This window comes from Streptomyces sp. NBC_00086, from assembly GCF_026343255.1.
Classification (GTDB): domain Bacteria; phylum Actinomycetota; class Actinomycetes; order Streptomycetales; family Streptomycetaceae; genus Streptomyces.
Genome location: NZ_JAPELZ010000001.1, coordinates 2,934,121 through 2,955,211 on the forward strand (window position 1 = coordinate 2,934,121; position 21,091 = coordinate 2,955,211).

At 70.9% G+C, this 21,091-nt stretch carries 22 protein-coding genes; 15 read left to right on the plus strand and 7 right to left on the minus strand.

Going from position 1 to position 21,091, the window contains the following annotated elements; translation table 11 throughout:
• Window positions 1-60: 60 nt before the first annotated feature.
• Together OG276_RS12820 and OG276_RS12825 are read left to right on the plus strand one after the other, a co-directional pair.
• Window positions 61-678, plus strand: a complete 618-nt coding sequence (locus OG276_RS12820) for an SMI1/KNR4 family protein (RefSeq protein ID WP_266904985.1) — start codon at window positions 61-63, stop codon at window positions 676-678.
• Window positions 679-989: 311 nt separating this feature from the next.
• Window positions 990-2,303, plus strand: coding sequence for an extracellular solute-binding protein (locus tag OG276_RS12825; RefSeq protein ID WP_266904987.1), 1,314 nt, complete (start codon window positions 990-992; stop codon window positions 2,301-2,303).
• 220 nt (window positions 2,304-2,523) lie between these two features.
• Here the strand turns inward: OG276_RS12825 and OG276_RS12830 are convergent, their stop codons facing one another.
• Window positions 2,524-3,153, minus strand: a complete 630-nt coding sequence (locus OG276_RS12830; RefSeq protein WP_266904989.1) for a hypothetical protein — start codon at window positions 3,151-3,153, stop codon at window positions 2,524-2,526.
• A gap of 151 nt (window positions 3,154-3,304) precedes the next feature.
• On the minus strand, window positions 3,305-4,138 hold the full coding sequence (locus OG276_RS12835; RefSeq protein ID WP_266904990.1) for a polysaccharide deacetylase family protein: 834 nt from the start codon (window positions 4,136-4,138) through the stop codon (window positions 3,305-3,307).
• A gap of 238 nt (window positions 4,139-4,376) precedes the next feature.
• Between OG276_RS12835 and OG276_RS12840 the strand changes: the two genes are divergently transcribed.
• On the plus strand, window positions 4,377-5,570 hold the full coding sequence (locus OG276_RS12840; protein WP_266904992.1) for an Ig-like domain-containing protein: 1,194 nt from the start codon (window positions 4,377-4,379) through the stop codon (window positions 5,568-5,570).
• A gap of 292 nt (window positions 5,571-5,862) precedes the next feature.
• Here the strand turns inward: OG276_RS12840 and OG276_RS12845 are convergent, their stop codons facing one another.
• Complete coding sequence (locus tag OG276_RS12845; protein ID WP_266904994.1) at window positions 5,863-7,470, minus strand: MDR family MFS transporter; 1,608 nt, start codon at window positions 7,468-7,470, stop codon at window positions 5,863-5,865.
• 124 nt (window positions 7,471-7,594) lie between these two features.
• On the opposite strand from OG276_RS12845, the gene OG276_RS12850 reads away from it, so the two are divergent.
• The 3 genes from OG276_RS12850 (at window position 7,595) to OG276_RS12860 (ending at window position 10,230) form a co-directional block, all read left to right on the plus strand.
• On the plus strand, window positions 7,595-8,179 hold the full coding sequence (locus OG276_RS12850; protein ID WP_266904996.1) for a TetR/AcrR family transcriptional regulator: 585 nt from the start codon (window positions 7,595-7,597) through the stop codon (window positions 8,177-8,179).
• A 131-nt stretch (window positions 8,180-8,310) separates the two neighbouring features.
• Complete coding sequence (locus tag OG276_RS12855; RefSeq protein WP_266904998.1) at window positions 8,311-9,051, plus strand: class I SAM-dependent methyltransferase; 741 nt, start codon at window positions 8,311-8,313, stop codon at window positions 9,049-9,051.
• Window positions 9,052-9,219: 168 nt separating this feature from the next.
• Entirely contained in the window at window positions 9,220-10,230 is a 1,011-nt protein-coding gene (locus tag OG276_RS12860) for an SGNH/GDSL hydrolase family protein (protein ID WP_266905000.1), read from the plus strand.
• 8 nt (window positions 10,231-10,238) lie between these two features.
• Here OG276_RS12860 and OG276_RS12865 read toward each other — a convergent pair whose 3' ends face one another.
• The 4 genes from OG276_RS12865 to OG276_RS12880 form a co-directional block, all read right to left on the minus strand.
• Window positions 10,239-10,700 carry a hypothetical protein gene (locus OG276_RS12865; RefSeq protein WP_266905002.1) on the minus strand — a complete coding sequence of 154 codons (462 nt, stop codon included), beginning with the start codon at window positions 10,698-10,700 and terminating at the stop codon, window positions 10,239-10,241.
• Window positions 10,701-10,841: 141 nt separating this feature from the next.
• The gene (locus tag OG276_RS12870) at window positions 10,842-11,057 is read right to left on the minus strand and encodes a DUF6243 family protein (RefSeq protein WP_266905004.1); all 216 of its coding nucleotides are present in this window, start codon (window positions 11,055-11,057) and stop codon (window positions 10,842-10,844) included.
• A 189-nt stretch (window positions 11,058-11,246) separates the two neighbouring features.
• On the minus strand, window positions 11,247-11,651 hold the full coding sequence (locus OG276_RS12875) for a DUF1992 domain-containing protein (RefSeq protein ID WP_266905006.1): 405 nt from the start codon (window positions 11,649-11,651) through the stop codon (window positions 11,247-11,249).
• A gap of 81 nt (window positions 11,652-11,732) precedes the next feature.
• Complete coding sequence (locus OG276_RS12880; protein ID WP_266905008.1) at window positions 11,733-12,164, minus strand: nuclear transport factor 2 family protein; 432 nt, start codon at window positions 12,162-12,164, stop codon at window positions 11,733-11,735.
• 131 nt (window positions 12,165-12,295) lie between these two features.
• Between OG276_RS12880 and OG276_RS12885 the strand changes: the two genes are divergently transcribed.
• The 9 genes from OG276_RS12885 to OG276_RS12925 all read left to right on the plus strand — a co-directional run bounded on the left by OG276_RS12885 (window position 12,296) and on the right by OG276_RS12925 (window position 20,814).
• On the plus strand, window positions 12,296-12,904 hold the full coding sequence (locus OG276_RS12885) for a TetR/AcrR family transcriptional regulator (RefSeq protein ID WP_266912755.1): 609 nt from the start codon (window positions 12,296-12,298) through the stop codon (window positions 12,902-12,904).
• Between the two features lie 131 nt (window positions 12,905-13,035).
• Window positions 13,036-14,607, plus strand: coding sequence for an SH3 domain-containing protein (locus OG276_RS12890; RefSeq protein WP_266905010.1), 1,572 nt, complete (start codon window positions 13,036-13,038; stop codon window positions 14,605-14,607).
• A 258-nt stretch (window positions 14,608-14,865) separates the two neighbouring features.
• Complete coding sequence (locus OG276_RS12895; RefSeq protein WP_266905012.1) at window positions 14,866-16,359, plus strand: APC family permease; 1,494 nt, start codon at window positions 14,866-14,868, stop codon at window positions 16,357-16,359.
• A 44-nt stretch (window positions 16,360-16,403) separates the two neighbouring features.
• Window positions 16,404-17,384, plus strand: a complete 981-nt coding sequence (locus tag OG276_RS12900; protein ID WP_266905014.1) for a hypothetical protein — start codon at window positions 16,404-16,406, stop codon at window positions 17,382-17,384.
• Window positions 17,385-17,497: 113 nt separating this feature from the next.
• Complete coding sequence (locus OG276_RS12905) at window positions 17,498-17,926, plus strand: hypothetical protein (RefSeq protein WP_266905016.1); 429 nt, start codon at window positions 17,498-17,500, stop codon at window positions 17,924-17,926.
• Between the two features lie 181 nt (window positions 17,927-18,107).
• A complete protein-coding gene (locus OG276_RS12910; RefSeq protein WP_266905018.1) occupies window positions 18,108-18,521 on the plus strand; it encodes a YciI family protein in 414 nt (137 codons plus the stop codon).
• 1 nt (window position 18,522) lies between these two features.
• Entirely contained in the window at window positions 18,523-19,671 is a 1,149-nt protein-coding gene (locus OG276_RS12915; protein WP_266905020.1) for an RNA polymerase sigma factor, read from the plus strand.
• 157 nt (window positions 19,672-19,828) lie between these two features.
• Window positions 19,829-20,473, plus strand: a complete 645-nt coding sequence (locus OG276_RS12920; RefSeq protein ID WP_266912757.1) for a DUF6232 family protein — start codon at window positions 19,829-19,831, stop codon at window positions 20,471-20,473.
• Window positions 20,470-20,814 (plus strand): hypothetical protein, encoded by a 345-nt coding sequence (locus OG276_RS12925; protein WP_266905022.1) that lies wholly within the window; start codon window positions 20,470-20,472, stop codon window positions 20,812-20,814. The genes OG276_RS12920 and OG276_RS12925 overlap by 4 nt, the downstream gene beginning before the upstream one ends.
• The last annotated feature ends 277 nt before the right edge of the window (window positions 20,815-21,091 follow it).

The following is a 21,091-nucleotide window of genomic DNA, read 5'->3' on the forward strand; positions in this document are numbered from 1 at the left end:
CGCGCACCCACACCGGCGGTAGGTTGGGGCGGTTGAGCTGGGGTGTGGCAGGGGAGCGGCATGACCGAGAACGCGCGCGTCAAAGCGCTGGAGCAGATCATGCCGGCGACCCACGGAGCCGACGAGGACATCGACTGGCAGGCGGCCGAGGCCACCTGGGGCAGCCGGTTCCCCGCCGATTTCATCGCCTTCATGGGCCGCTTCGGCGCGGGCTCGATCAACGGCGAGGCGAGCGTGCTGCTTCCGCTGCCCAAGCCCGGACTCCAGTGGGACCCGGCGCAGATGGCGGAGGAGACGGCCAACGCCCGCCAGGTCTGGGAGGCGGAGGGCGGCCGGGCCGCCTTCGACGTGGACCCGGAGTCGATCCTCGCCTGGGGCGTCACCGGCGGCTCCGACATCCTGTGCTGGCTGACGACCGACCCCGACCCGGACCGCTGGCCCGTCCTGGTGGTCGGCCGGCACACCGCCGACTCCTTCGCGGTGTACCCGTACGGCATGGCCGAGTTCCTCTACCTGCTGTGCTCCGACGAGTTCGACGTGAGCCCGGTCAGCATCACCTTCTGGGACGGCGGCCACCTCAGCTTCGTGCACTGGCGCAAGGCCCAGCGCCGCTGGCAGGAGGGGCGCAACCCCGAAACGGGCGAGCCCGATCCGTACGCGGGCGACTTCGCGGACTGAGACACCGCCCGCTCCCCCTCCCCACCGTTCCCTCCCGCCCGTTTCCCGCCACTCCCGCCCGTTTCGTCGCGCCCCGTGGCCGGAAACGGGCTTTTTGGCATGTCTACGCGCGTCCGGATTGTTGATCACATATCGGAAAACACCATTCGGAATTGCCACACTTGGAGCATTGAACACAAGTACCGACCCAATGGAACCAACCACCCTCCCTCAGGAGAGAATTCCGGCCAACGGGCCACTGAGGGACAGCACAGCCCGGAGTAACTCATAAGTAATAACGCGACTCAAAAGAAAACCAGGGGAACCCACCCGTGCGACGAAGAATCTTCGGCGCGGCCGCCACCACGGTCGTGCTCGGTCTGCTGATACCGCTGGCCGGCTGCGGCAGCTCCGGCGGAAGCGCTGATGACAGCGGTACGCTCCGCCTCGTCGCCGCCGAATACGGCGACGCCTCGGCCAACAGCAGTTCCAAGGCTTTCTGGGACAAGGTGACGGCTGATTTCACCGCCTCGAACCCCGGCATCAAGGTCCAGGTGGAGCTCCTGCCATGGGCCGACATCGACCGGGAAGTCTCCCGCATGGTCAAGGCCGGCAACGCCCCGGACATGGCCCTCATGGGCGGCTACTCGGACTTCGCGGCGCAGGGCAAGCTCTATTCCGCGCCCGAACTCCTCTCGGTTTCCGCCGAGGCGAACTTCCTGCAGCCCCTCTCCGACGCCGGCTCCGTCCGCAACACCCTCTACGGCCTGCCCTTCGTGGCGAGCAGCCGTCTCCTCTTCTACAACGAGAAGCTGCTCACCGACGCCGGGGTCATCCCGAAGGACTCCAAGAACGGCTGGCAGCCCAAGACCTGGCTGGACCTGAAGGCCGCCGCCACGGCGCTCAAGGCCGAGGGCGTCAAGACCCCGTTCGCCATGCCCCTGGGCCCGGAGGAGGCCCACGCCGAGGCGATGATCTGGGAGCTCACCAACGGCGGCGGCTACGCCGACAGCAGCGGCAACTACAGCCTGGCCTCCGAGCAGAACATCCTGACCTTCAAGTGGATCAAGGAGAACCTGGTCACCCCCGGGCTGCTCGGTCCCGTTCCGCCGTCCAAGCTCAACCGGGCCGACGCCTTCGCCGCCTTCACGCGCGGCGAGGTCGGCATGCTGAACGGCTACCCCCAGCTCGCCCACGAGGCGCGCGCCAAGGGGATCACCGTCGGCGCCGTCGCGATGCCCGCCTCGGACATGCTGAACACCGGGGAGGTCCCGCCGAACGTGGGCGTGGCCGACTGGATGATGGCCTTCAAGCAGAACGGCCACCGCGAGGAGATCGGCAAGTTCCTGGAGTTCGTCTACCGGGACAAGAACCTGTCGGACTTCGCCGGCCGCTACCACCTGCTGCCGTCCACGGTCTCGGCTTCCCGCACGATGGCCGGGAGCTCGGGCATGGACAAGAACGACCAGCAGTTCCTGAACGCCCTGCGCGGTGCGCAGCTCTACCCGGTCAACAACCCGTCCTGGGTGGTCATCAGTGACACCATCAAGCGCAACATCGGCCGCGCCGTGGACCCCGGCGGCGACCCGAAGACCGTCCTGGAGGAGATCGCCTCCAAGGCGAACGAGGTCGAGAAGGCCCGCTGACGCGCCGACGCGCGGCCGCGCCGACGTGGAAATACCCCCGAACGCCCCTGCCGAAAGGGACCTTCGCCCCCTGCCGCGCCCCACCCCGCGCGGCATCATGGCTGGTACGGCCTTGATCCAAGGCCCAGGCCCAGTCGCCCGCGAGCGCCCACAAGGCGCGCGGGGCGGCCGGCCCACCTCCTGCACCCGCCCCTCCGACCGTGCGGCTCGGCTGGATCGCCTAGCTCGCGCCCTGGTTCTTCGGGGTGAAGGCCGTGCGGTACTGCTCGCAGCTGGAGTCCCACGGCAGGGACCCGGTGAGGGTGCCGTAGCCGGTGCGGGTCACCGACCATTCCACCGTGTACTTCCCGGTGTCACACGTGATGCGCTTGCCGCCCGCGATCTTCGTACGGCCCGTCGCGGGCCGGTCCTTGAGCTCCTGGTGCACCCGCGCCACCTCCGCGCTCCGGGCGTTGCGCAGGACGGCGTGCAGGACGAACACCTGCTTGCCGTCCTTCGTCGTCAGCAGCTTCTTGACCCCCTGCGAATCCGACACCGACCACGCGAACTCGTACCCGGGCTCCCAGGCCAGGGTGCTCGGGTCGCCGACCTTGCGCTCGTACTCCTCGGCGCCCTTGGGGCCGGGGCGGGTGACGGTCTTGTACTGGATGCCGGGGTGGAAGCGGAACTGCGCCTCGACCTTGTGCATGTCGTCCTTGGTCCACATCGACTTCATCTTCCCCTCCCCTCCGCTCGGGTCCTGGAGGTAGGACGCGCCGCCCGCGGCGGTGGCCGCGCCGCCCGAAAGGGCCGGGGCGAGGGCCGCCGCGGCGGCGGCGAGGACGAGGGCGGCGGTGCGGGTGCGGTTCATGCCCGGACCAACGGGCCCCTCCGGCGGGCCGGAACGACGCCGGGCGCCCTTTCACCCGTACGGGATCCGGCCGGGCGGGGGTGGACGCGCGCTACGCCCGGGCGGTCTCGAAGCGGCTGATCCGGACGGCGCGTCAGGCGCCGGCTCCGGGTCAGGCGCTGGGGCCGGTGACCACGGGGAAGCCGGTGGGGCGGCCCTGCTCCTTCAGCCAGGCCAGGACCTGGTCGAGGGCCTCGACGCTCTGGGTGCGGTCGCCGCCGCCGTCGTGGAAGAGGACGGTCGGGCCGTTGCCGATCTCGGCCTTGACGGTGCCGACGATCGCGGCCACGCCCGGCTTGCTGAAGTCCTTGGTGTCGACGTTCCAGCCGAGCGGGCGCATGCCGTTGGCCGCTGCCAGGGCCCGGCTCTCGGGGGTGAACGCGCCGCCGGGGGCCCGGTAGTACTCCACCTTGGCCCCGCCGCCCGCGGCGTCCTCGATCTGCTTCTTCGCGTCGAGGATCTGCTGCTGCTGGTAGGCGAGGGGCTTCTTGTCCATCCCGGTGTTGTGGTCCATGGTGTGGTCGCAGAGCCGGTGGCCGCCCGCGACGACCTTCTTGACCAGGTCGGGGTGCTCCTTGGCCTGCGGTCCGATCATGCAGAAGACCGCCTTCACGTCGTACTTCTTCAGTACGTCCAGCACCTTCGGGGTCCACTTGGGGTCGGGCCCGTCGTCGATGGTGATGTTGACCGCGTCGCCGCCGCTCTCCGACGCGTGGGCTATGCCCTCCGGAACCTGCCCGCCCGGCTTCCCGGGCGCCTGCGGCTCGGCGTCGCCGCCGCCCTTCGCGGGGTCGTCGGCCTGCCTCTGCCGGGAGACGTTCTGGTGGTTGGTGTCGTGGCCCGGGTCGACGAGCGCCGTCACCCCCCACGCGGTCGCGGCCACCGCCGCCACCGCTCCGGCGACGGCGATCCGTGCCTTCGTGCTCCGCATCCGCGTGTGCGTCATGAACCCCATGTGCTGTCTCAACTCCCCATATCGACGTCCACCGTGTGAGCTCGCACTGGTCAGGACGTCGGTCGTGGATGCGGGGTTCCAGTCGAATGACCCATAAATTCCGGGTTGCATGACTTTGGTCCTTGATCGTCCCGAATTCCGTCCCGACTGAAACCGAGGACGATCGGACCGCCTCATACCGGACATCCCGGCCCCAATGCCCGGGCTCTAGCCGGAGGTTCCCCTACCCATGCGCAAGGCAGCAATCACTCCCGTCTTCACTCTGCTCACGCTGCTCGCCCTGTCCGTGACGGCGTGCGGGGGCGGCGGGGGCGGGGACTCGGAGCAGGCCTCGCGGCCGCCGGCCGAGCTGAGCCTCGTACCGGCTGACGGGGCGAAGGACGTCAAGCCGGACCAGCCGCTGACGGCGCGCGTGAACAACGGCGCGCTGAAGGCGCTGACCGTGACCGGACCCGACGGGAAGCCGGTGGAGGGCACGTTCGAGGACGGAGCCGGCGGAGCCGACGGAGCTGACGGGGCGTTCACGCCGAAGGACGGCCTGGCGGTGGACACCGAGTACAAGGTGAGCGCGACGACCGCCTCACCGGACGGCAAGGAGACCACGTCCGCATCCTCCTTCCGCACCCTCGCTCCCTCCGAGGGCCAGACGGAAACGGTGACCGTACTCCCCTCGGCCAAGACGACGGTGGGCGTGGGCCAGCCGCTCTCCCTCACCTTCGACCACAAGATAAAGAACAAGGCCGGAATCGAGCGGCGGCTGAAGGTGACCACGAACAACGGCACCGAGGGCTCGTGGGGCTGGCTGACGGAGACCCTCACCGGCAAGGACCGCGTGGACTGGCGCCCGAAGGAGTACTGGAAGCCGGGCACCCAGGTGACCCTGGAAGCCCCCCTGTCGGGGGTGGACACGGGGTCCGGCCGCTACCTGACGAGGTCGTACTCGACCTCCGCCACCATCGGCAGGAGCCAGATCGCCAAGGTGGACATCACCGCCCACGAACTGACCCTGGAGCGCGACGGCCGGGTGGTGAAGTCCCTCCCGATCACGGCGGGCGACCCGGCGAAGACCCCGACGTGGAGCGGAAAGATGCTCCTCATGGCCAAGGAGGGAAGGATCAAGATGACGGCCGGCTCGGTCGGCCTGACCGGCTACGACCAGTGGGTCGACAAATCGATGCGCATGACGGTCTCGGGCACGTTCGCGCACCAGGCGGAATGGGCGGAGAGCTACATCGGCTCGGCGAACAGGAGCCACGGCTGCATCGGCATGAAAACCGCGGACGCCACGTGGTTCTACGCCCAAGCCCAGATCGGCGACGTCTTCGACGTAACGGGCGGCAAGGAAACGGTCTCCGCCGCCAACGGCTTCGGCGAGTGGAACCTCTCCTGGGAACAATGGCAAAAGCACTCGGCCCTGAAGTAGCCCACCGATCTCCCTCCAGCCCCGCCGGCCCTCTCCAGCCCCGCCGGCGTTTGAGGCGCGGGGTCCGGGGCGGAGCCCCGCGTCCTCCAGCCCCGCCGGCGTTTGAGGCGCGGGTCCGGGCGGAGCCCGGTTTCGGGAAGGGGCGGGGTGGGGGAAGGCCCCGCGCAGCGGCCCACCCACCCAGGGCCGACAGCCGACGCCCCACCCCACCCGGGGTACGCCGATGGGCCCGGCCCGGAGGATCCGTAGATCCACCGCGCCGGGCCCACCCACCAACCCACGCGAGAGCAACTCAGTGCACGACAGCCGCCTCCGGCGCGACCTCACCCTTGGCCGAGCCACCAGCCGGCCCCGCCGGCCCAGCCGGCCCCGCCGGCCCCGCGCCCCGCAGCGGCACCTCCTTGACGAACCACGCAGCGGCGAAGCCCAGTACCGCAATCCCGGCCCCCAGCAGGAACGCCGAGTGCGTACCGGCAGCCACCGCGTGCTGATAGGCCTCCCGCACGACATCCGGCAGCTTCGCCAGACTCGCCGCGTCCAGCTGCGCGGAGCCCGCCGCGGTCGCGGCCTCGGGGCCGAGCCGGTCGGTCATCGTGCTGGTGACCTGACTGGTGAACAGGGAGCCCATCAGCGCCACGCCGAAGGAGCCGCCGAGCGTACGGAACAGGGTCGCCGAGGAGGACGCGACGCCCATGTCCTTCATGTCGACGCTGTTCTGCGCGACCAGCATCGTGATCTGCATCAGGAAGCCGAGGCCGGCGCCGAGGACGGCCATGTACACGCCGGACATCAGACGGCTCGTCCCGGTGTCCATGGTGGCGAGCAGGAAGAGCCCGGCGACCATGAGCCCGCCGCCGATGATCGGGAAGATCTTGTACTTGCCGCTGTTGGTGGTGATCCGGCCCGCGATCAGCGAGACGACCATCATCGAGAGCAGCATCGGCAGGAGCAGCAGGCCGGAGTTGGTGGCCGAGGCGCCCTGGACCGACTGCTGGAAGAGCGGCAGGTACAGCACGCCGCCGAACATCGCGAAGCCGACCAGGAAGCCGATCACGGACATCAGGGTGAAGTTGCGGCTGCGGAAGATGTGCAGCGGCATGACCGGGTCGGCGGCCTTGGTCTCGGCGTAGAGGAAGCCGGCGATGGACAGGACACCGACGACGATCAGGCCGATGATCTCGGTGGAGCCCCACGCGTACTCGGTGCCGCCCCAGGTGGTGACGAGGACCGTGGAGGTGATGCCGACGGTCAGCAGGGCCGCGCCGAGGTAGTCGATCTTGGGGCGCTCCGCCCCGTGCGTCTTCTTCGGGAGGTGCAGCACCGCCGTGACCATGGCCAGGGCGACGACACCGAGCGGAAGGTTGATGTAGAAGGACCAGCGCCAGCCCCAGTGGTCCGTGATGGTGCCGCCGACCAGCGGTCCGCCGATCATGGCGAGGGCCATCACGCCGGCCATCATGCCCTGGTACTTGCCGCGCTCGCGGGGCGGGATCAGGTCGCCGATGATCGCCATGACGCCGACCATCAGACCGCCGGCACCGAGGCCCTGGATCGCGCGGAAGCCGATGAGCTGCCCCATGTCCTGGGCCATGCCGCTGAGCGCGGAGCCGATCAGGAAGATGACGATCGAGGTGAGGAAGGAGCCCTTCCGCCCGTACATGTCGCCGATCTTGCCCCAGATGGGAGTGGAGGCGGCGGTGGCCAGGGTGTAGGCGGTGACGACCCAGGAGAGGTGCTCCAGGCCGCCGAGCTCGCCGACGATCGTGGGCATGGCCGTGCCGATGATCATGTTGTCGAGCATGGCCAGCAGCATCGCGATCATGAGTGCCATCAGGACGACCCGCACGCTGCGCGGCTTCACCTCCTCCGAGGCGTCCGCGTTCTTCTTGATCTCCACCATGATCCACTCCCCTGGCGCATGCGAACCGGCCCTGGGACTTACTTGCCGACCGGCTAGTTGACTACACTGGGGAAGGTAGACCCGTAACTAGCCGGGCGTCAAGTAAGTAAGTCAGGGGAGAGTCATGTCCAGCAGCAGTCCGCAGCAGCGCCGCGGCGACACGCGGCAGCGCATCCAGGACATCGCACTGGAACTCTTCGCCGAGCAGGGGTACGAGAAGACCTCGCTCCGCGAGATCGCGGAGCGGCTGGGGGTCACGAAGGCGGCGCTGTACTACCACTTCAAGACCAAGGAAGACATCATCATCAGCCTGTTCGAAGACCTGACCCGGCCGATCGACGAGCTGATCCAGTGGGCGGAGGAGCAGCCGCGCACGCTGGAGATGAAGCGGGAGGTCCTGCGCCGCTACAGCGAGGCGATGGCGGGCGGCGCCTCCCTGTACCGCTTCATGCAGGAGAACCAGGCTTCGCTGCGGGAGCTGAGCATCGGCGAGACGGTGAAGAAGCGCCTCTTCGCCCTGGTGGACCTGCTCCGGACCGGCCAGGAGGACGCCCCGCTGACCGACCAAGTGCGGTGCGTGAGCGCCCTGTTCACCCTGCACGCGGGGATGATGTTCCTCCAGCACGTGGAGGGGGACCCCGAGGAGACCCGTCAGGCCGCCCTGGAGGTCGCGACGGACCTGATCACCCAGGCCCACCAGCAGGCCTAGCCCGCCCCTTTCGGATCGTGCCGGTCAGCCCCGCGGGCTCGCCCGGCGGATCACGGGCCGGACCGGGGCGAGGGCCGGCCAGCGCCCTCATCATGTTGACCGCCACCGGCAGACGGTGCTGGAGTCGGCACGTGGACAGCATCCCCGCCAACCGGCGGCTCTGGAACCGGATCAGCAGCGCCTACCAGCACGAGCACGACCCCCAAATCGGCGCCACGCCCCGGCTGTGGGGCATGTACTCGATCCCCGACGCGCGCCTGCACGCCCTGGGCGACGTCACGGGCAAGCGCGTCCTCGAACTCGGCTGCGGCGCCGGCCAGTGGTCCAGGGCTCTCGCCGCCGAGGGCGCCACCGTCGTCGGGCTCGACCTGTCCGAAGCCCAACTCGCCGCAGCGGCCGGTGCGATGGGAGCGGCCCGCTACCCACTGGTGCAAGGCGCCGCCGAACGGCTCCCCTTCGCCGCCGACAGCTTCGACCTGGTGTTCTGCGACTTCGGCGGGCTCAGCTGGGCACCCCCGCACCTGGCCGTCCCGCAGGCCGCACGCGTCCTGCGCCGCGGTGGGCGCCTGGTGTTCAACGTCGCCAGTCCGTGGTTCGAAGCCTGCTACGACGAAGCCGCCGGCCGCGTGACCACGACGCTGCAGAAGGACTACTTCGGGCTGAACGCCATCGCGGAAGAAGACGGCGCGGTCAGCTATCAGCTCACCTACGGCGACTGGGTCAGGGTCCTGCGCGGCGCGGGTCTCGTCATCGACGACCTCACCGAGCCGCGGCCCGCCCCCGGAACACCGAACGGCTACAACGAAACCGATCCGCCCGACTGGGGACACCGCTGGCCGGCGGAACTGCTCTGGGTAACCCACAAACCGTAAGTTCCGTTCGATCCCTCGATTCCCTCGATTCCCTCGATTCCCTCGATTCGCCGGCTTCACTCGATCGAACGAACAAAGCCCCGGATGATTACTCTCCGTAGTCGAAGCGGCTACTTTGGGCAATGTGCGCCGCGGATGGCCGCGGCGCCCGACCCAGGGGGCACCGCCATGACACGACCCACTCTCACCCTCGCGCTCGCCACCGCCGCCACGGCGGCCGTCTTCGCCACCGCGCTCGTCCCGCAGGCGCGGACATCCGCCGCCACGCCCCTCTCCTACGTCGCCCTCGGGGACTCGTACAGCGCCGCCTCCTTCGTGCGCCCCTGGAACACCGACGGATGCGGCCGCTCCGAGCAGGACTATCCGCACCAGGCGGCGCGGCGGCTGAAGTTGAAGCTCACCGATGTCACCTGTTCCGCCGCGGAGGTCAGAGCGGGGCTGCTGGGTCCGCAGTCCGAGCTGAAGGGGCCACCATCCGTGCCCCCACCGGGCGGATGGACCGCAAAGCCGGCGCAGATCAGGGCCGTCACGGCAGCCGCCGATCTCGTCACGGTCGGCGCCGGCGGCAACTCCGTGGGCTTCTCCGAGATCGTCGAGACCTGCGTGAAGCGGGGCCTGGCCTCTTTCGGTACGGGCACCCCGTGCACCGATCACTACGCGCGGGGCGGGGGCGCCGCGGGGCTCGACGCCCGGTTCACGGCGCTGGAGGCCGATTTCGCGGCCCTGCTGAAGGAGATCCGCACGCGCGCCCCGCGCGCCGGGGTGGCGGTCGTCGGATACCCGGCCGTCGTGGACCGGTCCGCGGGCTGCGGCTGGGGTTCCTGGCACCAGCTCGGAACCGTCGCCAAGGGCGATATGCCCTGGCTCGACAGCCTGGAGCGCCGGCTCAACACCCTCCTGCGGGAGCAGGCCCGGCGGAGCGGCGCGGCCTATGTGGACACGTACGCCTCCAGCACCGGGCACGGAGTGTGCGCGAGCGGCGAGCAGCGCTGGATGTACGGGATCAAGGACAGCTTGACCGGACCGGGCGAGCAGAGCGACCCGCCCTCCGAGCTCTGCCGCTCCATCCCGGCCCGGGGCGAGGCCTGCACCGTCCTCCACCCGAACCTCCGCGGCGCCACCCACCAGGCGGACCGCGTCACCGAGGCCCTGACAGCGCTGGGGGCCGCCAGAAGCTGACGTCCGGGTCAGTTGTAGTAGGTGTCGAACGAGGCGATCCAGAGCGCCGACAACGGCAGGACGGACAGCTGGACGGCCGCCACGGTCCAGCAGCGACCGAGGACCGCGGCGGAGGCGCTCCACAGCGCCGTCGTGCGCAGCAGGTCCACTGCCCCTGCCTGGTAGTCCTGCCCGCCGGGATCCATCATGCCGGGGTACCCCAGCCAGTCCTCGGTGAAGATGCCTTCGGTGCCGATCACGACGACCGCCGACACCAGCCACAGGTCGGCCAGGAGGACCGCCACGGCGAGCGTCCTGTCGAAGCGGAGGTACGCGGGGGCCGGGAGCAGCAGCCGGACGAACGGCTGCCCCTCCCCCCGTACCCACTGCTTGCCCCGGCTTCGCCACAGCGCCGAGGCGGCGTATCCGAGCCCGGCCAGGGCCATGGCCCAGCCGACCACGAAGAACAGTCCGAAGATCAAGACACCCATGCCCCACCAGATGCCCCCGCCCCCGGAGCGGTTCCCTCCGGCCGCGGCGGGGGCCCTGGGTGGACATACGGCAGCAGGGCCCGGCCGCGTGGTGCGGTCCGGACCCTGCCTCGTACGGGGTCGCCCCGTGACGGTGGTGCGTCAGCTCTGCGCGGGGGCTTCGTCCGCCTGGTCGGCGCCCTCGGCCGCGGCCGCCTTCTCGCGCATCTTGCGCAGCAGCTCCGCCCTCTGGTCGGCCGCGCCCTGGCGGTCGAGGTTGCGGTGCGGGCCGTTGTTCGCCCGCTCGGCGCGGGACTGCCGCTTGCGCTGGCCGCCGCCCTGGCCCACGGGGTTGTTGATGTTCTTGCTAACGGTCACGGGTTCTCCCGGTGATGAGTACGGAGTGATCTACGGATGCGTCGGTGGGGAACGGTCGGCGGCGTCGTCGTCGAAGGACGTCAGCCGGGGCCCATCACGCGCTCACTCGTAAATCGGCCTCTGGAAGAACATGACAAAGACGTTACCCGCTTCCGTCGACCCCTGACACCAACCGTTGCGGGGCGGCCCTCAGCGGGCTTGCCGGGACTCGCGCCAGTGGGTGAGTTCGGCTTCTACGTCGAATTCCCTGAGGTGCAGCGGGGGGCCGGGCGGGGGCCTGCGCAGGGCCGTGCGGATCTTGTCGTTGATCTCCGTGAGGAGGTCGCGGACCTGGCGTTCGGTGCGGGCGGCCTTGATCGCCTCGCGGGCGTCTTCCGCCTCCTTGCGCAGTGCGAGCGCCGGCGGGAGGACCGCGAAGCCCTCGCGGTGCAGTTTGCCCTTGATCCACCACAGCTCGTCGTACGGGGCGTCGAGCGAGGCCAGCGGCTTGCCGAAGCCGGGCAGGTTCTCGATCTCGCCGCTCGCCTCGGCCTGTCTGATCTGGCGGTCCACGAAGGATTCGAAGCTGACACCAGGCGGTTTGCGCTCGGTCACATTGCCTCCCAAGGGTCCCTGTCAGCATAACTCCGAGGGATGGGGAGGGGGTTGCGGAGCGTGACCGCCCCGCCTTCGGGCTCAGAGGCGGCGGTCCGACTCCTCGATCGGAATGTCGTTGATGCTGGCCTCGCGGCGGCGCATCAGGCCCGCGGCGTCGAACTCCCACTGCTCGTTGCCGTGGCTGCGCCACCACTGGCCGCTCGTGTCGTGCCACTCGTATGTGAAGCGCACCGAGATGCGGTTGTCGGTGTACGCCCACAGCTCCTTGCGCAGCCGGTACTCCAGCTCGCGCTCCCACTTGTCGGCCAGGAAGGCGCGGATCTCGGCGCGGCCAGTCAGGAAGCGGTCGCGGTTCCGCCAGGCGGAGTCCTCGGTGTAGGCGAGGGAGACGCGTTCGGGGTCGCGGCTGTTCCAGGCGTCCTCGGCGGCCTGCACCTTGGCGCGGGCGGACTCCTCGGTGAAGGGCGGCAGCGGCGGCCGTACGGGGGAAGGGGTAGCGGGAGGGGTCACGGTGGGACACCTTTCGGCATCGGCGGGGCCGGGGGGAGAACGGTCGTTCTCCTCGTGCGTACGAGCCTAGAGAACGGTCGTTCTCCGCGCAAGCGATTCTGGTTTACGCTGCTTTCATGCCCGCAGCCCCGATGAACGACGAAGACGCCCGCACCCGCCTGCTGGACGCCGCGGAGGCGCTGTTCTACGCCGAGGGCGTCCAGGCCGTGGGCATGGACCGGATCCGCGCCGAGTCGGGCATCCCGCTCAAGCGGCTCTACCGCCTCTACCCGGCCAAGGAATCCCTGGTCACCGCCTATCTGGAGCGCCGCGACCAGCGCTGGATGGCGAGCTTGCGCGCAGCGGTCGCGGGGCAGGCCGATCCGGTCGGGGCGGTCTTCGAGTGGCTCGCGCGGTGGTTCTCGGAGCCGGGCTTCCGCGGGTGCGCGTTCCTGAACGCGTACGGGGAGCTGGGCTCGGGGCCTGCCGGAGTGCTGGACGTCGTACGCCGCCACAAGGCGGAGCTACGGGCGTTGCTGGCCGGCGTCGCGGGGCCGGGCCGGGAGGGGCTGGCGGAGCAGTTGCTGCTGCTGGTCGAGGGGGCGACGGTGGTCGCGGCCCTGGAACCGGGCCCGGGGGCGGCGGCGCGGGCGCGCGAGGCGGCGTACGTCCTGGTCCGGGACAGCGGATGCGCAGGGGCAGGCACCGGGGCAGGGGCAGGCGTAGGCCCAGGCGGGGGGATTCACGCGGCTGCCGAGTGATCGGTTACGCGTCGTACACAACCGGGTCGCATTGTCAGCTTTTAACTGGTGTTGGGACTTTTGTCCACCGGAAGACCGCATTCGGCGGTCGCCCTCCGGTTCCGTCGCTTTTCCTCGCGGAGGAAACACCCTTGTCTGCTTCCCGCTGCACGTCGGCCGCCCTGGTCGTCGCGGCCGTCACCGCGACCTGCCTGCTGCCGGCCGGGCCGGCTTTCGCCGCCGGCTCGCCGCACATCCGGTTCTCCCAGCCGTACGTCCCCTCGATCGCCGCCGGAAAGACCGGCCGCGTGGTGATCGTGGCGGAGACCGGCGGCGATCCGGCGCTCAGCAGCAGCTTCCGGATCACCGCGCCGGAGCGGACGACCTTCCCCGAGGCCCGTTTCTACTGGAACGGCGACCGCGCGGGCGCGCCCTGCACCCTCTCCGGCAACGCCCGCCAGCTGACCTGTGACGCCGGGACGCGTGCGGGCTTCGCCTTCCCGGCGGACAGCGGCACCCGGCTGGGCGTACTCGTACGGGTGGACGCGGACGCTCCCGAGGGCACGACGCTCGACGGCGGCGAGTGGGCGGCGGCGGGCGCCTCGCCCGGTCTGTACGCGGTGTCCACCCCGGTGACGGGGCCGAAGGGCGACGACGGGCAGGACGGGCACGACGGGCAGGACGGGCACGACGGGAAGCCGGGCCACGAGGGGAAGCCCGGTCAGCACGGGAAGCCGGGCCGCCCCGGCCCCAAGGGCGACAAGGGCGACCAGGGCGAGCGGGGCGAGAAGGGCGAGCGCGGGGACCGCGGCGACCGCGGTGAGAAGGGCGACCGCGGCGAGAAGGGCGACCACGGGCCGAAGGGTCCGCAGGGCCCCAAGGGGCACAAGGGACCGAAGGGCGACGCCGGACCGCAGGGCCCGAAGGGCGACCAGGGACCGGCCGGAGGCCCCCAGGGTCCGAAGGGCGACACCGGCGCACCCGGCCCGAAGGGCGACACGGGTCCGGCGGGCGGTCCGAAGGGCGACACCGGCCCCGCGGGCCCGCAGGGCGAACAGGGCAACGAGGGCCCGACGGGACCGGCCGGCGTACCCGGACCGGGCGGAGCCCCGGGCCCCAAGGGCGACACCGGCCCGGCCGGCGGACCCAAGGGCGACCAGGGCGACAAGGGTGACAAGGGTGACCGCGGCGACCGCGGGAACACCGGCCCGGCCGGACCCACGGGAGCGCGCGGCCCGGGCGGAGCCAAGGGCGAGCAGGGCCCGAAGGGCGACCGCGGCCCCGGCGGACCGAAGGGCGAGAAGGGCGAGAAGGGCAACCGCGGTCCGGGCGGACCGAAGGGCGACCAGGGTCCGAGGGGTCCGCAGGGCCCGAAGGGCGACAAGGGCGACCAGGGCAAGCCCGGAAACTGCAAGTGCGGCAAGGACCACGGCGGTAAGGACCACGGCGGTAAGGACAACGGGGGCAAGGACCACGGCGGCAAGGGCGACAAGCCCGCCAAGCCCGCGGCCCGCATCGTCAGCGACAAGCTGCACGTCCGCACCGGCCCCGGCACCCACTACAAGAAGACCGGCGTGATCAAGTACGGCGCCGAGGTCCAGGTGCAGTGCAAGACCAACGGCACCTCGGTCGACGGCAACACCATCTGGTACAAGCTCACCGACGGCCGCGGCTGGATCTCCGCCCGCTACGCCGCGAACCTGAACCGCATCCCCACCTGCTGACCCAGCCCCACCCAGCCCCACCCACTCTTCGGTGCGCATCGAGGCCCCCGGGCCCCGGTGCGCACCGAAGGTGTTTTCCGCCCCGTGGAAGGCATCTCCCCAGACAACGAAATCCGCAGCACCCACCCACCTGGAGCGCTAATCCCCGCCTTCAATAGGTAGTTGAACCAAAGAAACCGAAGAGTAGCCCTTGTGCCCCCACCGACCCCGCGGGCAAGATCTAGCCCTTGTACGCGGCTCAGAAGGGCACAACCAGTGGTGAGCAAAAGGGCCGGCAACGACGGGGGCGGCCTGCGAGCCGGCGCCCTGGGGACGTTCGACTCCATCGTCATGGCGGTCGCGGGCTGCGGGCCGGCGTACACCGTCGCCGCGACGATCCCCACGCTCATCGCCACCGTCGGGGTCGCGAGCCCCGCCGTGCTCCTGTACTGCGCGATACCGATGATCGGCATCGCGCTGGCCTTCCGTCATCTGGGGCGTCTCGACGTCAACGCCGGGGCGAGCTACGCCTGGGTGGCGCGCACGCTGCACCCCTTCCTCGGCTTCCTCAGCGGCTGGGCCCTGGTCGTCGCCGCGACGGCCTTCCTCGTGTCGGCCACCCTCCCGGCCGGCAGTGCCACGCTCGCCCTCGTCAGCCCCGAGCTGGCCGCGAACACCGGTCTGGCCACGGCCGTCGGCGCCGGCTGGTTCCTGCTCATGGCGGGCGTGGTGGCGCTGGGGGCGCGGATCAGCCCGTACACCCGCCGGATCCTGACCGTCGTCCAGCTCGTGCTGCTCCTGGCCATCGCCGTCGCCGCCCTGGCCAAGGACGGGAACGCGGCGGAGTTCTCGCTCTCCTGGTTCGGCTTCGGCCACTTCGACGCCTCGCACAGCTTCGTCGCCGGTGCGCTGATCGCGGGCGTCAGCTACTGGGGCTGGGACGTCTCCAGCAACCTCAACGAGGAGACCCGCACCAGCCGCCGTTCCTTCGGCCTCGGCGGACTGATCGGAGTCGCGCTCTCGTTCGCGGTCTTCGTCGTCTTCACCCTCGCCACCAACATCCTCATCGGCGCGGACGCGGTGCGCAGCAACCCCGACGGCTTCCTCTCCGTGCTCGGCGACGCCGTCTGGCCGGGCTGGGGCGGCCGGCTGCTCGTCCTCGCCGTCGTGCTGTCCACGGTCGCCACCCTGGAGACGAGCCTCCTCCAGGCGACCCGCACGCTCTTCGCCATGGGCCGCGACCGCACCGTGCCCGCCGCGTTCGGCCGCATCCACCGCGACTGGCAGACGCCCTCCGTGGCCACGGCCACCGTGGCGGCCGTGGCGCTCCTGCTCGTCGCCGTCTCCACCACGGCCGGCTCGGGCACGCAGTTCGTACGGGACGCCGTCAGCGGCATCGGCCTGCACATCGCCTTCTACTACTCCCTCGCCGGCCTGGCGGCCGTGGTCGCCTACCGCAAGGTGCTGTTCAGGTCGGTCGGCACCTTCGTCTTCGTCGGGCTGTGGCCGCTCGGCGGGGCCCTGTTCATGATCTGGATCTTCGCCGTGTCGGTTCCGGAACTGACGGGCAGCGCCCTCGCCATCGGACTCGGGGCGCTCGCGCTGGGGTTGATCCCGATGACCTTCTCCCGGCTGCGGGGGGCCTCCTACTTCAGGCCCAGGCCGCTGGATCCCGAACAGGACGCCTTCTACGGGGAACAGGGCTCGGGGCCGGTCCACGGACCGGGCCTCGCGGCGGACGAACGGCGGGACGACGTACTCACCGACTTCTGACGACACGCAGCACACCGACGCCCCCACCGATCCGAGGACAGTCCATGGCACCCTGGCCGCGCCGCCGCCGTTCCGGAGCACCGGTCTACGACCAGGCGTTCGGCGACCGAAGTCTGGAGCAGTGCCGCCAGGACATGGTGATGGGCCGCTGGGAAGGGGCCCGCGACCTCCTGGCCGAGCACCCCCCGGGCGACTGGGACCGGCGCGCGCACCGCATCCGGCTGCTCGCGGACGCGGCGGCGAGCCGGCGCACCGTGGACGTCTGGTACGCCGCCGACCCCACCAGCCCGGACGCGGCCGTGCTGCGCGCGGAGACCGAGGTGATGCGGACCTTCGCCGCGGCGCGCAGCGGGGCGATGCCCGCCAACGACAGCCTGGACCAGGTCGCCGGTCTCTGTCTGCGGGCCGGCGAGCTGGCGCCCGAGGACCCGTACCCGTACGTCTCCCTCGTGACGCTCGCCCGGCTGTACGAGCGCGGCGACCCGAACATGGGCCACTGGTGGAAGGAGCTCCGGGCCCGCGACCCCCACCACCGCGAAGCCCACCACCAGGCCCTGCGCTACCTCTCCCCGCGCTGGCACGGATCGAACGGCGAGGCCAACAACTTCGCCTGGGACGTGGCCGTCTACGCCCCGGTCGGCTCACCGCTCGTGGTGCTGCCGCAGGTGGCGCGGGCGGAGCAGTACCGGCACCAGACGGAGGCGGAGGGGCGCACGGCGATCGGCCTGGCCTACCACTGGAGCGGGGACCGGGCGCGCTGGGACCTGCGCAACGCGCTGGACCACTGGATCGCCCACCGCACGGTCTCGTACGCCCAGGACGTCGCCGACCTGAACTACCTGGCCCACGGCCTGGTCCACGCGGGCATGGAGGGGCAGGCGGCGGCCGTCTTCGCCCTGCTGGACAACCGGGCCACGCGGGTCCCGTGGTCGTACAGCGGCGACCCGGAGAGCCTCTTCGTCCGCTGGCGGGACAAGGCGGCGGAGGCCGGTCCGCCTGTCAAGCCCCGAACATCAGGGGCATGACGCCGTGCGCAGGGCCGGGCTTAAGTGAGGAGGGGGATCACGTAGAGCAGGTGACCCACCCGCAGCATCAGCACGTGTCCCTGTCCCTGTCTGCTCGCCGGAGGTGAATTCTCATGACCGCCATGACCCGGGAACCCCACAGACCCCATAGACCCCACATACCCCGCACGCGCCGGATCGCCGTTCTCACGGCTTCGGCCGCCCTCGTCGCAGCAGGCGCGCTGCTTCCCTCCAGCGCCTTCGCCGCGACTGCGGCGGCGCCACGGGCCGACACCGCCACCGTCGCGGTGACGGCACCCGGCCGCGGCGTTCAGGGCGATCACGACCGGGACGGCTACCGCATCCGCTACTGCCATTGGAACCACCACGGCCGCCATCACAGCTGGGGCGGGTGGCACTGCCACACCTACTGGTACGGATACGGCGACAACCACGGGAAGGACCGCGGTAAGGACCACTGGAACAACAAGAAGGACCACGGGAACAACAAGTGGAACGGCTACGACTACGGCCGGCTCTTCGCCCGGGTGCACGGCATCTGAGCCGGACCCGAGCCGGCCCCGAGCCGGAAGGCCCCCTCCACACCCCGGACCGGGCGGCCCGTCCGCCCGGTCCGGGATCCCGCGGAAAAGAATTCCGCCGGCGATGTCGAGAACCCGTGCCCCGCTCCGTCTCCTCAGTGGAAGCGGCCAGAATGGGCCGCACAGCACGGAGGAGACCATCATGGCCAAGTACCTGCTTCTCAAGCACTACCGCGGCGCCCCGGCCCCCGCCAACGACGTCCCGATGAGCGAGTGGACGCCGGAGGAGATCACGGCCCACATCCAGTACATGCGCGACTTCGCGGACCGGCTGGAGGGCACCGGCGAGTTCGTCGACGGTCAGGCGCTCGCCCCCGAGGGCACCTGGGTCCGCTACGACGGCGAGGGCCGCCCGCCGGTCACCGACGGCCCCTTCGCCGAGACGAAGGACCTGATCGCCGGCTGGATGGTGATCGACGTGGACAGCCACGAGCGAGCCGTCGAGCTCGCCGGGGAACTGTCGGCGGCCCCCGGTGCGGGCGGCAAGCCGATCCACGAGTGGCTGGAGCTGCGCCCGTTCCTGGCCGCGCCGCCGACCGTCCCCGAGTGCCACTGACGTGGACGAGGCCCTGCTCCGGAGCCTCACCCCGCAGGTCCTCGGAATCCTCGTCCGCCGCGGCGCAGACTTCGCGGCGGCCGAGGACGCCGTCCAGGAGGCCCTGCTCGAAGCGGTGCGCGTCTGGCCCGAGGATCCTCCCCGGGATCCGAAGGCCTGGCTGGTCACCGTGGCCTGGCGCCGGTTCCTCGACGCGACGCGGGCGGACACCGCCCGCCGCCGGCGCGAGGACCGGGTGGAGGAGGAGCCGGCGCCGGGCCCCGCGCCCGCGGTGGACGACACGCTCCAGCTGTACTTCCTGTGCGCCCATCCCTCCCTCACCCCCTCCTCCGCCGTCGCGCTCACCCTGCGCGCGGTCGGCGGACTCACGACGCGCCAGATCGCCGCGGCCTACCTCGTCCCCGAGGCGACCATGGCGCAGCGCATCAGCCGGGCCAAGCGGACGGTCTCCGAGGTCCGCTTGGACCGCCCCGGCGATGTCGGCACCGTCCTGCGCGTCCTCTACCTGGTCTTCAACGAGGGCTACTCCGGCGACGTGGACCTCGCCGCCGAGGCCATCCGCCTCACCCGCGGCCTGGCGGCCTCGATCGACCACCCCGAGGTGTCGGGGCTCCTCGCCCTGATGCTGATCCACCATGCCCGGCGGGCCACGCGCACCACCCCCGACGGCACGCTGATCCCGCTCGCCGAGCAGGACCGCGGCCGCTGGGACACGCAGCTGATCGCCGAGGGCATCGGCATCCTGCATCCCGCCCTCGCCCGGGACCGGCTGGGCGAGTTCCAGGCGCAGGCCGCCATCGCAGCCCTCCATGCCGACGCGCAGAGCACCGAGGAGACCGACTGGGTGCAGATCGTGGAGTGGTACGACGAGCTGGTCCGCCTGACCGGCAGCCCGATCGCCCGCCTCAACCGCGCGGTGGCGGTCGGCGAGGCCGACGGCCCCCGCGCCGGCCTGGCGGCGCTGGCCGAATTGGATGCCACGCTCCCCCGCCACTCCGCGGTCGCCGCCTACCTCCACGAACGCGACGGCGACCCGGCCACGGCGGCCCGCCTCTACGCCGAGGCGGCCCACCAGGCCCCCAACCTCGCGGAACGCGACCACCTGACGCGCCAGGCGGCCCGCCTGAACGCGATCCGCCCGCGCACCTGACAGCCGTCGGCCGTCAGCCGTCGGCCGTTGCCCCGGGGACGGTCGGGGCGCGAAATGGCTGCATCGGGTCTGCCCCTCGACGCTCCGCTGGCGCTTAATGGTGCTTCAGCCATGTTCCTTTGAACCAGGCCGAGTTACGGGGGAGCGCATGACCACCATGGGGAGCAACGGACCGCCGACATCACCGCCACCGCCGACACCTCCGGGGACACCACCACCGCCCCCACCGCCCGTACCGCCGTCCGAACCCGCTCCGCAGCCGTTCGAACCGTCCCAGAGGCCGGAGGCGTCGCGCAGGGGGCGCAAGCTCGTCCTCAAGGTCAGCGGCCGCATGCTGTGGGTGGGCTCGATGGCCGTCCCCCTGCACAACATCTCCTGGGTGGACGCCTTCAAACTCAAGCCCAACTGGGGCGAGGCCTTCGGAAGCGTCCTGAAGTGGCTCTTCTTCGCGGCCCTGGCCCTCGTCGCGTTCGGCTATTTCGGCGGGGACCGTGGGCGTCTCGTGGAGAGCGGCGGCAACGGGACGACGATCGTGCTGCTGGCCGTCGTCGCGTTCGTCCTCATAGCGGCGTTGGGGACGGCCAAGCCGGTTCTGGCGGTCGAAACGGCCGGCGGCTCCGTCGTGGTGGTGACCCTGCCGAACATGGAGGAGCTGCGGCGGATAGCCGAGCACATCGTCTACGCGATCAACCACCCGGACACCGAGTTCGCGGTGACCGTGTACCAGTACAACACCACGAACAACAACGGCCCCGTCGCCATCCTGAACGGTGGCCGGGGGAACACGGGGTTCAATCGATGAGCGATACGACCAACAACTTCGGGCCCGTCGTCACCCTCAACGGTGGTCAGGGCAACATCGGCATCAACTACGGCACCGCGGGAGGGGCGGCCGGCCAGGACGCCGAATTCCGCGTCGCCGTAGAGGACCTCATCAGCCTCCTCGGGGAGCTGCGCGGGCACCTCACCCCGGACCAGGACCGGACCGTCGAGGAGGTGCTGCCCCAACTCGCCCCTGACCGCGAGGCCTTGAGCGAACGCGGCCTCGTCCTGGCCCGCGTGGCACAGATCGCCGCTGCCGCCGGCCAGGTCGGGCAGCCCGTGGCGGAGGCGGTGGGCCGGCTGCTCGCCCTCATCGGCTAGGGCGTGTCCGCAAAGTAGCGCCGTGCACCCGGAGTCGCGAGGCAGTTGCTTGCGGCTCCGGCCGGGCTCGAAACCGCCCGGAGTGGACGGCAGGCTCTACGTCACCCACCTGTACGCACGGTTCGGAGACGTCTCCTCCATCGATGCGGAATCCGGCCGGCAAAAGTGGACCGCCCGACCCAGCTCCACGGTGGGCTGCCCGGGCGGCTCACCTGTGGCCCCGGTGTCCGGAACACACCCCTCCATCCATGGCCCGTTGTTAGCCTCGCCCCGCATT

Bases quoted from the DNA above. Each gene is read 5' to 3' on its own strand.
- OG276_RS12925 (WP_266905022.1), top strand. From the start codon at position 20,470: ATGAGCGATACGACCAACAACTTCGGGCCCGTCGTCACCCTCAACGGT.
- OG276_RS12850 (WP_266904996.1), top strand. From the start codon at position 7,595: ATGTCCAGCAGCAGTCCGCAGCAGCGCCGCGGCGACACGCGGCAGCGC.
- OG276_RS12835 (WP_266904990.1), bottom strand. From the start codon at position 4,138: ATGACGCACACGCGGATGCGGAGCACGAAGGCACGGATCGCCGTCGCC.
- OG276_RS12900 (WP_266905014.1), top strand. From the start codon at position 16,404: ATGGCACCCTGGCCGCGCCGCCGCCGTTCCGGAGCACCGGTCTACGAC.
- OG276_RS12920 (WP_266912757.1), top strand. From the start codon at position 19,829: ATGGGGAGCAACGGACCGCCGACATCACCGCCACCGCCGACACCTCCG.
- OG276_RS12885 (WP_266912755.1), top strand. From the start codon at position 12,296: ATGAACGACGAAGACGCCCGCACCCGCCTGCTGGACGCCGCGGAGGCG.
- OG276_RS12820 (WP_266904985.1), top strand. From the start codon at position 61: ATGACCGAGAACGCGCGCGTCAAAGCGCTGGAGCAGATCATGCCGGCG.
- OG276_RS12845 (WP_266904994.1), bottom strand. From the start codon at position 7,470: ATGGTGGAGATCAAGAAGAACGCGGACGCCTCGGAGGAGGTGAAGCCG.
- OG276_RS12910 (WP_266905018.1), top strand. From the start codon at position 18,108: ATGGCCAAGTACCTGCTTCTCAAGCACTACCGCGGCGCCCCGGCCCCC.
- OG276_RS12840 (WP_266904992.1), top strand. From the start codon at position 4,377: ATGCGCAAGGCAGCAATCACTCCCGTCTTCACTCTGCTCACGCTGCTC.
- OG276_RS12905 (WP_266905016.1), top strand. From the start codon at position 17,498: ATGACCGCCATGACCCGGGAACCCCACAGACCCCATAGACCCCACATA.
- OG276_RS12865 (WP_266905002.1), bottom strand. From the start codon at position 10,700: ATGGGTGTCTTGATCTTCGGACTGTTCTTCGTGGTCGGCTGGGCCATG.
- OG276_RS12830 (WP_266904989.1), bottom strand. From the start codon at position 3,153: ATGAACCGCACCCGCACCGCCGCCCTCGTCCTCGCCGCCGCCGCGGCG.
- OG276_RS12860 (WP_266905000.1), top strand. From the start codon at position 9,220: ATGACACGACCCACTCTCACCCTCGCGCTCGCCACCGCCGCCACGGCG.